A 13132-nucleotide genomic window follows, 5' to 3' on the forward strand; every position below is an offset into this window, starting at 1 on the left:
GTAAAAAAGAAGTTTACCGACTATAGGTAAACTTCTTTTTATATCCATCCCTTTTCTTCCGCAATTGTAATTGCCTCAATTCTATTTTTCGCATCAAGTTTCGTTAATACTTCAGAAATGTAATTACGAACTGTGCCAGGTGAAAGATAAAGTGTCTTCGCAATTTCATTTGCAGTCTTTCCTTCTTTCGCAAGTAACAGCACTTCTCTTTCACGATCTGATAACGGATTTTGTTCTTGCCATAAGCCAAACATTAACTCTTGAGAAATCTCTCGTTTCCCTTTCATTACGTTACGAATCGCCGAAGCTAAATCCTCACTTGGACTATCTTTTAATAAATATCCGTGCACACCAGCTTTCATTGCCCTTTCAAAATAGCCCGGTCGTGCAAATGTTGTTAAAATCATTACTTTGCATGATGATTTTTCTTTCTTTAAAGTTTCCGCAACATCTAACCCACTTTGAATCGGCATTTCAATATCCATAATGCTTACATCCGGTTTTAGCAATTCAATTAACTTTAATGCCTCTTCCCCGTTCGCAGCTTGCCCGATGACTTCCATATCATCTTCTAGATCAAGCAGGGCCCCTAATGCGCCACGAAGCATCCGTTGATCTTCCGCAATAATAATTCGAATCATACCCTCACCTCATCTTTTCCTGTTCTAATGACAACTGGAACCTTTACTGTTAACAGCGTTCCTGGATTTATCGTATTTAGTTCAACAAACCCATCAATAAGAGCAATTCGCTCTTTCATACCGCGAATACCATTTCCATCTTGGTTTTGATCCGCTAAACCAATACCATTGTCTTCTACTGTCAAAATTAATTCACCTTGTGATTCCAATACAGCAACTGCGCACCGCGTCGCCTTACTATGTTTTACAACATTCGTCACGGCCTCACGTAAACACATTCCTAAAATATTTTTTTCAATTGGTGATAACGAACTCGCACTCGCTTCCTGCTTCACTTCTAGTTCAATATTAGCTGCTTGTAAGATCGCTTTTATTTGTTCAAGCTCTTCTTCTACTGTAATCATGCGCATATCAGAAATTAATTCCCTCAACTGCTTTAAAGCTGTACGGGATGTTTGTGTAATTTCCTTCGCTTCCACACTTGCACGCTCTGGATTCTTCACAATTAGCTTCTCCACGAGCTGACTTTTTAGGGTAATGAGGGATAACGTATGTCCTAACGTATCATGAAGATCTCTTGCAATTCGCTGGCGCTCTTCACGTTTTACTAAATCTTTAATTTGCTCGTTCGCTTCGTTTAATTGGTTCTTTAACATCTTTTTTTGATTAAAATTACGCATCCCAAATGGCGTAAGAAGCATTAAAATAAACATAGGAACAATGTTCACTAAACTTGGAATTGTTAGTTGATTAATATTTACAAATATAAAAATTCCAAGCATTGCAACTAATAAACATAACAACACGCGAAACGCTTTCTTACTTGGCGCAAATCCCATCGCACTCGCCGTGAAATATCCAAACAATATCATGAAAGGATTATAAAATAGAGCAAATGAGAAGGTGAGCATCATTTGAATACACGCCCACAAAATGAACGTTTTCTCAACAAAATAAAGTTGACGGTATGTGACGGTGAAAACTATCAACATACCGATCCCTATTACAAGCTTCCATCCTGATACTTGCGTTAAATTATAGATTGGAAATAATAAATACACGAGCCACATATACGGGAAGAAACCCATCTGTTTCGGAAAAACTTCAAACCTCTTCTTCTCTATCATTTATACCGCTTCCTGTCTTTTCCTTATATATATTGATATTACAACAAATATAAGGAAATAACCTCCTAGTACCGCGATATTTTCCCATCCAATTGATTTTCCAGCTACAATATCCCATGCCCCGCTTCCGAAGTGATATGTTGGTGTCCATTCTCCAATAGTTCTTAATACTTTTGGGAATACTTCAATTGGCATCCATAATCCGCCAACTACAGCTAAGCTCATATTTAAAATATTAGCCAGGCCAGCAGCTGCATCCGCCTTTTTGATTGAACCTATTACTGTTCCGAGTGCTAAAAATGGTGTCACGCCTAATAATAACCATAATCCGGCACCAATCCATTGACCTACTGTTAACTCGACATTATTAATTAATATTCCTGCCATAAAAATAACTAAGATTGAAAAAGCATTCACTACTGTTTGAGCAATAATCTTTGCTGCTAAATATGCTCCCTCTGGAAGTGGTGTAATTTTTAAAAGATGTGTCCATCCTTGCCCTTTTTCCTGAGAAAGTCTCACACCGAAACTAAAAAGTGCAGTCCCTACAATACTGAAAGTCGCCATTGAAATTAAATAATGAGCTTTCCAAGCATCTCCGTTTTGTGGTACTTGAATAACGTTTGTGAAAATGTAGTAAAACATAACTGGCATTAATAATGAGAAAAAGATAAATAATTTATTACGGAACGTACGTAAAACCTCTATTTTACATTGCATCCATAATGCTCTCATGCGATTTCCCCCTTCTGATTTGCGACAAACTGTTCAAATGCTTCATCAAGACTCCCGCGCTCAACTGAAATATCTGTTACAGGTAAGTTCTTTTGATAAATTGCTTGTAATGTGGCGTCTGTATCCTCTGTCGTTAATATAAATCGCCCGTCATTTGACTGTACTCCTGTTACGTGTGGTAATTCCTCTAACAAGTCCATAGGAATATTTTCTTTCGAATAAAATGAAATCGTTTTTCGAGAAATCGTTGCTTTCATTTCATCCGGCGTACCATCTGCGATAATTTTTCCGTTTGCGAATAATAAAATGCGGTCCGCTAACGCATCTGCTTCTTCTAAATAGTGCGTCGTTAAAATAATCGTTTTCCCTTCACTTACTAACTTTCGAATCGTTTCCCAAAACATTTTTCGAGACGTAATATCCATCCCTACAGTTGGTTCATCTAAAAATAATAAATCTGGATTTCCCGCAAGTGCGAGTGCAAAATTCAACCTTCTCTTTTGACCACCTGATAACTTTTCACATCTTTGCTTTCGCTCTGATTCTAAATTCGATAGCTGAAGTAATGTTTCTTTCGCTACTGGATTCGTATAATAACTACGGAATAACTCAATTGCCTCTTCTACTGTGATGCTGTCAATAACGCTTACTTCTTGCAACATTGCACCGAGGCTATTACGAACATCCCTATGCTTTGGACCCTTTCCAAATATAGAGACAGTCCCTTCTGTCGGATCTTTCAACCCGAGCATCATTGAAATTGTCGTTGTTTTCCCCGCACCATTCGGGCCGAGTAATGCTACTATTTGCCCTTTATTTACATGAAATGAAACGTTATTTACTGCTTTTTTATGTTTAAATGTTTTAGAAACACCATTTACTTCAATAATCTTTTCCATCTCTCCACCTCCGCCGTTTCTTATATTTACATTGTATGCTCTGGAAAAGTTAGGAAACAGTATGATGCGTCATGACATCAATATGACAATTGTCATGTATTCTTTATGAGAGGAATCAGCCTGCATACCGCACGCGAGTAGCAGTACAAAAACAAACATGATACAATCGGATAAGACATATATTCGAGGAAGGACAGTGGTTTTCATGATTATTCGTAATGAACAAGATTTAGAAGGTTTACGAAAAATCGGCCGCATCGTTGCACTTGCACGCGAAGAAATGAAAAAACAAGCGAAGCCAGGTATGACAACGAAAGAGCTTGATTTAATTGGTAAAAAAGTATTAGACGAAAACGGTGCTATTTCAGCGCCTGAAAAAGAATATAAATTCCCAGGTGTAACTTGCATTAGTGTAAACGAAGAAGTTGCTCACGGCATTCCAGGCGATCGTGTATTAAAAGAAGGCGATTTAGTAAACGTAGACGTATCGGCAGCACTTGACGGCTATTATGCAGATACAGGTATCTCATTTGTTCTTGGAGAAGATGAAGAAAAAGAAAAACTTTGCCAAGCAGCAGTAGACTCTTTTTGGGAAGCGATGAAAAAAGTAAAAGCTGGCTCAAAACAAAATCAAATTGGTCGTGCTGTTTCTAACTTTGCACATAAAAGTGGCTATAACGTTATTCAAAACTTAACTGGTCACGGCATTGGTCTTAGCTTACACGAAGCCCCAAATCACATCTTAAGCTACTATGATCCAATGGATAATGCACTTCTAAAAGACGGCCTTGTTATCGCTGTAGAACCATTCATCTCTATGAAAGCTGATCATATTATTGAGCGCGGTGATGATGGTTGGACATTCGTTACACCAGATAAAAGCCTTGTTGCACAATGTGAACATACAGTTGTCGTCACTCGTGGCGAGCCAATTATTTTAACTCAACTATAATAAAAAAGTAGCCGTTTTGTAGATTCCTTCTACTAAAGCGGCTGTTTTTTATTATTTTTAAGTATGTAACATCCCCATAAACAGAAAGCTTATAAAAATAAAAAGGTGATACATCAAAGTATCACCTTTTTAACGGGGTGAGGCTGTCCAAAAGTACGGAAAACCCTTGAACAGCCTCGTATTTTCATATGGATGCCTTACATATATCACTGATGATAATTATGAAATGCGGAAACATAGTTATCATCACATGATTCAAACAAAAGAAAAGAAATCCTATAACGGATCCCTTTTCCCTACATAATCTAAAGTTTGGGTACACTAGATTCATGCAATGTAGGAGCCTTCAGAACAGAAAGCGATCCTTCATTTAAAATGATAGCATACATATCTCCGCTAAAAATATGCAAATATGCATATAGCGTTTTTTATTTCTCAACATACATTTATTGAAAATTCATACATATAAAGGTAAAATAAAGTCGTTAACCGTCTTCTTTTGTCAGTCAGAGAGAATAGAAGAATGGGAGAGGAAAAAATGAGAAAATCACTGAAACAAAAAATAGTAAGCTCCTTGCTTGCTGTATCACTCGCCGTTAGCTTAGCTCCAATCGGACAAGCAAAAGCTGATTCCACGTCAGAAATTACACAGACTCCACCTATTACAAAACAAGTTGATGCAAACCGCGCCATCGAGCATATCCGTTTCTTATCCGAAACAATCGGTCCCCGTCCAGGTGGTACAAAATCAGAAGAATGGGCTTCTCGCTATGTTGGTATGAAACTTAAATCATTGGGATATGAAGTAGAGTATCAGCCCTTTCAAGTGCCGGATCAATACGTTGGATTTATCGAATCACCATTAGGGACAAAGCGTAATTGGCAAGCTGGCGCTGCTCCGAATGCACTAATTTCTACAGAAGCTGTTACAGCTCCCCTTATCTTTGTTCAAGGTGGAACAAAATTAGAAGATATTCCAAATGAGGTAAATGGAAAAATTGTTTTATTTGAAAAAGGAACAACAGTAGCAGACTATAATAAACAAGTTGAAAATGCTGTTAGTAAAGGGGCAAAAGGTGTTCTTTTATACAGCTTAATTGGAGGTCGTGGAAACTACGGACAAACCTTCAATCCTCGCTTAACTAAAAATCAGTCTATCCCTGTCTTTGGTCTTGCTTATGCTCAAGGAAATGCATTTAAAGAAGAAATCGCTAAAAAAGAGACAACAATGCTTTCCCTAAAAGCGAGACATGAATCTAATTTAACATCCCTAAATGTCATCGCAAAAAAGAAACCAAAAAATAGTACAGGTAATGAAAAAGCTGTCGTTGTAAGTTCACACTATGATAGTGTCGTTGGGGCACCTGGGGCAAATGATAATGCTTCTGGTACAGGATTAGTATTAGAATTAGCTCGTGCTTTTCAAAATGTAGAAACTGATAAAGAAATTCGTTTTATTGCTTTTGGTTCTGAGGAAACTGGCTTACTTGGCTCTGATTATTATGTTAATAGTCTGTCCCAAAAAGAACGCGATCGAATTTTAGGTGTCTTTAACGCAGACATGGTTGCAACAAATTATGATAAAGCAAAGAATTTATATGCAATGACTCCTGATGGCTCAACAAACCTTGTAACAGATGCTGCCTTACAAGCAGGTAAACAATTAAATAATGATCTCGTTCTTCAAGGAAAATTTGGCTCTAGTGATCACGTACCATTTGCTGAAGTTGGTATCCCTTCTGCACTATTTATTTGGATGGGCGTCGATAGTTGGAATCCATTAATCTATCATATCGAAAAGGTATATCACACCCCTCAAGATAACGTATTTGAGAACATTTCACCAGAACGTATGAAAATGGCATTAGAAGTCATTGGAACTAGTGTTTATAATAGTCTTCAACCTACTGTGAAAACAGGACAAAAAGCTGCTTAATACTATTTCAAGCTACCGATTAATCGGTGGCTTTTTATTAAGGAAAAATAAATATGTATAAAAGCATATTTATTACATGGCATTATCATAGAGAACAAAAAATCGCAATATATACATAAAGGTATATTTGTTGCACAGCTTATCATGTATAATAAATTGTAATAATAGTGATTACATCTAATAAAGAGGCTTTTCCATTATGAAAAAATTATTCTTACAGGTGTGTTAACTTTAACTTGAATTTCAGGAACTAATGCTTTTATTCCTGAAACAAACGCTGCTGCAGCTACTCACGAACAAAGCTTTACAAAATACTATTTCTAAATTAGCCATAAAAATGGCTATGCATTCATCCAAAACTTAACGGAACACGGTCATTGATCTTAAATTACATGAGATACCACACCACATTCTAATCTTATGGTCCAATGGATAATAGACTTCTTAACAGCGGTTTTGTTATCGCTTTAGAGCCGCTTATCTCTATGAAAGCTGACCATATTATTGGGCCACTGATTGAGTCCAATTTGAAACTGTTCTCTTTTTTCTATAAAAAAACCCTTCAGGTTGCATTCTTCCCTTCACTTTATCGTGAAGTTTTTTTGAATACTTTCCTAAAGGGCGTAATATCAATAGTAATTCTTTAATTTGTCTGCTACTCAGATTACGGTGTAATCAATAATCTAAAGCTTTTTTATTATTTTATTCGCTGACGAGCGAATAGAATTCCACCTAAAAGGAACAATACCATACCTCCAAGAATTGAAATCATTTCTGTTGATGTTCCTCCTGTGTTAGGAAGTAATGTTGGCTTATCATTTTCTGTAGTAGGTGGAACTTTTGAATCGCTATTTTTGTCTGTATTTGTGTTTGGATCTGTACCTGGATCTTTTGGATTTGTGCTTGGATCTTTCGGATCTGTGCTTGGATCTTTCGGATCTGTACTTGGATCTTTTGGATCTGTACTTGGATCTTTTGGATCTACACCTGGTTCGTCCTTGATTTTTGTATTCGTGATGTCATAACCATTTACTTCGGATTTGTATCCCGCTACTGGTTGTTCTTTCACTTCATACTTGTACGCCTTACCTTCAGCATCATATGCTGCTAAATCTTTAAACGCATATTTCCAATCACTTGCTGTACTCACTTCTTGTGTTGCGATTACTTGGCCATTTTGTAGTAAGTCTACTTTAATCATTGAAGGACGTTCTTTCGCATTATCGTCTTTCCACGTTTTCGTTCCTTCTACTTTTGTTTGACCAACCTTTGTATTCGTGATGTCATAACCATGTACTTCTGTTTGATATCCGTCTACTGCTTGTTCTTTCACTTCATACTTGTATGCTTTTCCGTCTGCATCATATGCTGCTAAATCTTTAAATTCATATTTCCAGCCTGTTGCTTTGCTTACTTCTTGCGTCGCAATCACTTTACCGTTTTGTAGTAAGTCTACTTTAATTGCTTTCGGACGTTCTTTCGCATTATCGTCTTTCCACATTTTTGTTCCTTCTACTTTTGTTTGGCTTACTTTTGTATTCATGATGTCATATCCTTTGACTTCGGATTGATATCCATCTACTGGTTGCTCTTTCACTTCATACTTATATGCTTTTCCTTCGGCATCATATGCCGCTAAATCTTTAAACGCATATTTCCATTCGCTTGCTGCGCTCACTTCTTGTGTTGCGATTACTTGGCCATTTTGTAGTAAGTCTACTTTAATCATTGAAGGACGTTCTGATGAATTATCGTCTTTCCATGTCTTCGTTCCTTCTACTTTTGTTTGACCAACCTTTGTATTCGTGATGTCATATCCTTTTACTTCGGATTGATATCCGTCTACTGCTTGTTCTTTCACTTCATACTTGTAAGCTACACCATTCTCATCATATGCTGCTAAATCTTTAAACGCATATTTCCATTCGCTTGCTGCGCTCACTTCTTGTGTTGCGATTACTTGGCCATTTTGTAGTAAGTCTACTTTGATCATATTCGGACGATCTTTCGCATTATCGTCTTTCCATGTCTTCGTTCCTTCTACTTCTGTTTGGCCTACTTTTGTATTTGTGATGTCATTACCGTTTACCTCAGATTTGTATCCGTCTACCGGTTGTTCTTTCACTTTATACTCGTAAGCTACACCGTTTGCATCGTATGCTTGGAGGTTTTCAAATGTGTACTTCCAATTTGTTGCTTTGCTTACTTCTTTTGTGTCTACTACTTTACCATTTTGTAGTAAGTCTACTTTAATTGCTTTCGGACGATCTGTTGCGTTGTTATCGTTCCACGTCTTTGTTCCTTCTACTTTCGTTTCGCCTACTTTTGTATTTGTGATGTCATATCCTTTGACTGCGGATTGATATCCATCTACTGGTTGTTCTTTCACTTCATACTTATATGCCTTACCTTCGGCATCGTATGCCGCTAAATCTTTGAATTCATATTTCCAGCCTGTCACTTCTGTTACTTCTTGTGTTGCGATTACTTGGCCATTTTGTAGTAAGTCTACTTTAATCATCGTCGGACGTTCTTTCGCATTATCGTCTTTCCACGTTTTCGTTCCTTCTACTTTTGTTTGGCCAACTTTAGTATTCGTGATGTCATAACCATATACTCCTGTTTGATATCCGTCTACTGCTTGTTCTTTTACTTCATACTTGTATGCTACTCCGTTTGCATCGTATGCTTGGAGGTTTTCAAATGTGTACTTCCAATTTGTTGCTTTGCTTACTTCTTTTGTGTCTACTACTTTACCATTTTGTAGTAAATCTACTTTAATCATTGTTGGACGATCTTTCGCATTATCGTCTTTCCATGTTTTCGTTCCTTCTACTTTCGTCTTACTTACTTTTGTATTCGTAATGTCATTACCTTTTACTTCGGATTGATATCCGTCTACTGGTTGTTCTTTTACTTCATACTTATATGCCTTACCTTCGGTATCGTATGCCACTAAATCTGTAAACGCATATTTCCATTCGCTTGCTGCGCTTACTTCTTTTGTATCGATTACCTTGCCATTTTGTAGTAGGTCTACTTTGATTGTTTCTGGACGTCCTTCACCATTTCCGTCCTTCCATACCTTCGTTCCTTCTACTTTTGTTTGGCCTACTTTTGTATTTGTAATGTCATAATCTTTTACTTTGGATTGATATCCATCTACTGCTTGTTCTTTTACTTCATACTTATATGCCTTGCCTTCGGCATCGTATGCCGCTAAATCTTTGAATTCATACTTCCAACCGCTTGCTTCTGTTACTTCTTGTGTTGCGATTACTTGGCCATTTTGTAGTAAGTCTACTTTAATCATTTCCGGACGATCTTTCGCGTTATCGTCTTTCCATGTTTTCATTCCTTCTACTTTTGTTTCGCCTACTTTTGTATTTGTGATGTCATAACCGTTGACTTCCGGTTTGTATCCATCTACTGCTTGTTCTTTCACTTCATACTTGTATGCTACTCCGTTTGCATCATATGCTTGGAGGTTTTCAAATGTGTACTTCCATTCTGTTGCTGCTGTTATTTCTTTTGTGTCTACTACTTTACCATCTTGTAAAAGGTCTACTTTGATCATTGTCGGACGATCTTTCGCATTATCGTCTTTCCATGTCTTCGTTCCTTCTACTTTTGTTTCGCCTACTTTTGTATTTGTGATGTCATAACCATTGACTTTTGATTCATATCCTGATATTGCTTGTTCTTTCACTTCATACTTGTATGCTACTCCATTTTCATCATACGCTGCTAAATCTTTAAACTCATACTTCCAGCCTGTTGCTTCACTTACTTCTTGCGTCGCAATCACTGTTTCTTTTTGTACTAAATCTACTTTGATGGTTTTCGGACGATCTGACGCATTGTTATCGTTCCACGTCTTCGTTCCTGAAACTGATGTCTTACCTACTTTTGTATTCGTGATATCATAACCATTTACTTTTGATTCGTATCCATCTACCGGTTGTTCTTTCACTTCATACTTGTATGCTTTTCCATTTTCATCGAACGCTACTAAATCTTTAAATTCATACTTCCAACCTGTTTCTTTGCTTACTTCTTGTGTCGCAATCACTGTACCGTTTTGTAGTAAGTCTACTTTGATGGCTTTATGCTCTTCCTCTGTGCCACCTTTCCACGTCTTCGTTCCTGCAACTGATGTCTTGCCTACTTTTGTATTCGTGATGTCATAACCATTGACTTTTGATTCGTATCCGTCTACTGCTTGTTCTTTCACTTCATACTTATATGCTTTTGCGTCTGCATCGTTTATCGCCAAATCTTTAAATTCATATTTCCAGCCTGTTGCTTCGCTTACTTCTTGCGTCGCAATCACTGTACCGTTTTGTAGTAAGTCTACTTTAATCATCGTCGGACGACCTTCCGCATTTCCGTCCTTCCATGTTTTCGTTCCTTCTACTTTGGTTGTTTGTACCATTTTTGTATTTGTAATGTCATAACCATTTACTTCTGTTGTGTATCCATCTATCGGTTGTTCTTTTACTTCATACTTGTACGCTACTCCATTTGCATCATAAGCTGCTAGGTTGTCAAATTTGTATTTCCAACCATCCGCCGCTGTTACTTCTTTCGTGTCTACTATTTTCTCATTTTGTAGTAATTCTACTTTGATTGAACTTGGACGATCTTTCTCGTTATCGCCTTTCCACATCTTCGTTCCTGAAACAGATGTAGTTTTCACTTTATTTGGAATATCCAGTTCGACTCCATTTTCATCATCTGATTTTATTTCAAACTCTACTTTTTTCTGAGGATCGAAATCAATATAGTCTGGAGCTGAAACCTCTTGTACATAATATTTACCTGGTGATAATTGAGGAGTTTCAACTATCCCTTTTTCATTTGTTGTATACTCGCCCCCAACTTGTTCACCAGACTCTTTATACAACTTAAACGAAACATTCGGGATTACTTTTTCTTTATTTCCTTCAATATGTTTAATAATTTTCAGCTTTCCTTTTGGGACCTTGTTACCGGTAGCACCACCGCCAGCTGTCATATTTTCGACTGGATGAGTACCCGATTCAGTAACTGGTTCTTCGTTTAAAACTTGGTAATCAATCGTATAATCATTCTTAAAAAAATCTTGCGTCTTCCCAGCTTCCGTTATAGTAGATGTATAACCAATCGAAAAGGAGGCAAGACGTGCTTTATCCTTATTAAGCACAACTTTAAATGATTTGTCCCCGGTAAAGGTAATTATTCCGTAACCTTGCCCTTCAAGCTCTTGTAGCGTTAAAGATCGACGACCTAAATCATCATCTACAATTATATAGAAACTATCCTTATTAAGTGTTTGACCTTCCTGTAAATTATCAGTCACAACAATATCACGACTTAACTCTTCTTTAGCTAAGTTTATATTCAAGAACCAACGTACTTCATCGTCCTTACCTGAGTTCATATCACCAGTTTTATAAAAAAACGGTGGCTTTCCAGGATCTGTACCACCACCACCGCTTGAGCCGGTAATTGTTACAGATTGCTTATCTACATTTGTACCAAAATTGGTTTCAATCTCTTTCTTTTGATCCGTTCCTACATTAGTAGCTTCCACGAAAAAGTTTAAATACCCTTGAATATTTTCATATGTACTCACTCTATCATTAAATGTACATACCACAGTACCTGCAGTGACTTTACAAGTACCATAGTCATCTAATGGAAACTCCCTATCTAATCCTTTTAATTCTGGAGGCAGTGTTAATGTTAGTGTGTCTCCAGGCTTCAGCCTAAGTCCATCTTTTTCACTGAAGTTTACAGTTACTTTAGTCCGTTCTGTGGTACTTAGATTTGTTTTACCAATTTGAAAACTATCCACAAGTCCTGCTGTGTTTAGCTCTTGTGCATTTGCTACTATAGGTAGCAAACTCTGACCTATAGTAAACATGAAAATCATTATAATCGAAAAAATCGAAGTAACTCTTTTTAAATACATATTTTATGTTATCCTCCTATAAAATTAAAAATAGATAGATCCTGGTACAAGCATACTATGACAAAGATTCTATTATTCAATGTCATTAAGCCACTTTACTTAAATATTTTCGATAGCTATTATCATCTTTTTCTCTTTTTTCAACCCTTCTATTACTTAGAAACTTGCAGTTTGATTCTTATATAGATTCATCTAATTTCTCTGACGTTTCATTTCTCGTATATACTGTTTAACAAAAACAGATACAGGACAAATTTTGATAAAGAAATTCAAATTACAAGTACACATGAACGGACCACAGAATAACTTCAAAGTTAGAAGGAGACAATTTGAAAAGCACTCACGATAAAGCTCATGACAGCCATTGTCGTCTTATTATGCTGTAAAATTTCCGGAATTTCTCCAAACCCAATGCAAACGTTCGCTCTATAAATACCGAAAAATTCGTTACCGGCAAGTATGGCCTAGCTACTTCACAGTAAATATGCATTTGGTCAACTTCCTTACTTATCCTCCTAAAGAATAACAAGAAGTACCATCTATAATCGAAATTAGCATATCAGCCGAGGAAGATTACGATTGTGAAACATGCTAGGATACTCGTATTCTAAAAAATGTTATTGAAGATGCATTTTCTGCCATTATGAGTTGAGGTGAAATTGGCCATATGTTAAAACGTTTGGTGTTTAATTACACAGCCAACCTACACACCGAAACAAGTAGAACAAAAAGCGTTCTACCGCCAGCATTATATAATTAAAAACGCTCTGGATGAAGTATTGTTTGCCTATGCAAGATGAAAGTCATATTCTCCAAATTTAAATACAATGGGCCGAATTTTGGGGTAACTAAAAAAGAGTATGATTGTCAACTGATTTCATGTAAA

The 13132-nt window shown here is 36.8% G+C and carries 7 protein-coding genes and 1 pseudogene; 3 read left to right on the plus strand and 5 right to left on the minus strand.

Features of this window, described 5'->3' with window-relative positions:
• Positions 1 to 38 precede the first annotated feature (38 nt).
• From BWGOE10_RS26740 to BWGOE10_RS26755, 4 genes are read right to left on the minus strand one after another with little or no spacing between them, the layout of a single operon-like run.
• Positions 39 to 641 carry a response regulator transcription factor gene (locus BWGOE10_RS26740; protein ID WP_070145612.1) on the minus strand — a complete coding sequence of 201 codons (603 nt, stop codon included), beginning with the start codon at positions 639 to 641 and terminating at the stop codon, positions 39 to 41.
• The gene (locus tag BWGOE10_RS26745) at positions 638 to 1768 is read right to left on the minus strand and encodes a sensor histidine kinase (protein ID WP_070145613.1); all 1131 of its coding nucleotides are present in this window, start codon (positions 1766 to 1768) and stop codon (positions 638 to 640) included. The genes BWGOE10_RS26740 and BWGOE10_RS26745 overlap by 4 nt, the downstream gene beginning before the upstream one ends.
• A complete protein-coding gene (locus BWGOE10_RS26750; protein WP_070145614.1) occupies positions 1769 to 2503 on the minus strand; it encodes an ABC transporter permease in 735 nt (244 codons plus the stop codon).
• Complete coding sequence (locus BWGOE10_RS26755) at positions 2500 to 3402, minus strand: ATP-binding cassette domain-containing protein (RefSeq protein WP_070145615.1); 903 nt, start codon at positions 3400 to 3402, stop codon at positions 2500 to 2502. The genes BWGOE10_RS26750 and BWGOE10_RS26755 overlap by 4 nt, the downstream gene beginning before the upstream one ends.
• Positions 3403 to 3559: 157 nt before the next feature.
• Here BWGOE10_RS26755 and map point away from each other — a divergent pair, with 157 nt between their 5' ends.
• The 3 genes and pseudogenes from map to BWGOE10_RS30630 form a co-directional block, all read left to right on the plus strand.
• The gene (map, locus tag BWGOE10_RS26760; protein WP_070145616.1) at positions 3560 to 4354 is read left to right on the plus strand and encodes a type I methionyl aminopeptidase; all 795 of its coding nucleotides are present in this window, start codon (positions 3560 to 3562) and stop codon (positions 4352 to 4354) included.
• 538 nt (positions 4355 to 4892) lie between these two features.
• Positions 4893 to 6290, plus strand: coding sequence for a M28 family metallopeptidase (locus BWGOE10_RS26765; protein ID WP_070145775.1), 1398 nt, complete (start codon positions 4893 to 4895; stop codon positions 6288 to 6290).
• Positions 6291 to 6617: 327 nt separating this feature from the next.
• Positions 6618 to 6796 (plus strand): annotated as a pseudogene (locus tag BWGOE10_RS30630) (type I methionyl aminopeptidase); the annotation flags it as partial.
• Positions 6797 to 6987: 191 nt separating this feature from the next.
• On the opposite strand, the gene BWGOE10_RS26770 reads toward BWGOE10_RS30630, so the two are convergent.
• Positions 6988 to 12246, minus strand: a complete 5259-nt coding sequence (locus tag BWGOE10_RS26770) for a Cna B-type domain-containing protein (protein ID WP_070168316.1) — start codon at positions 12244 to 12246, stop codon at positions 6988 to 6990.
• Positions 12247 to 13132 lie beyond the last annotated feature (886 nt).

Origin of the sequence: Bacillus mycoides (genome assembly GCF_001757995.1) — a bacterium.
Lineage (GTDB): Bacteria > Bacillota > Bacilli > Bacillales > Bacillaceae_G > Bacillus_A > Bacillus_A mycoides_B.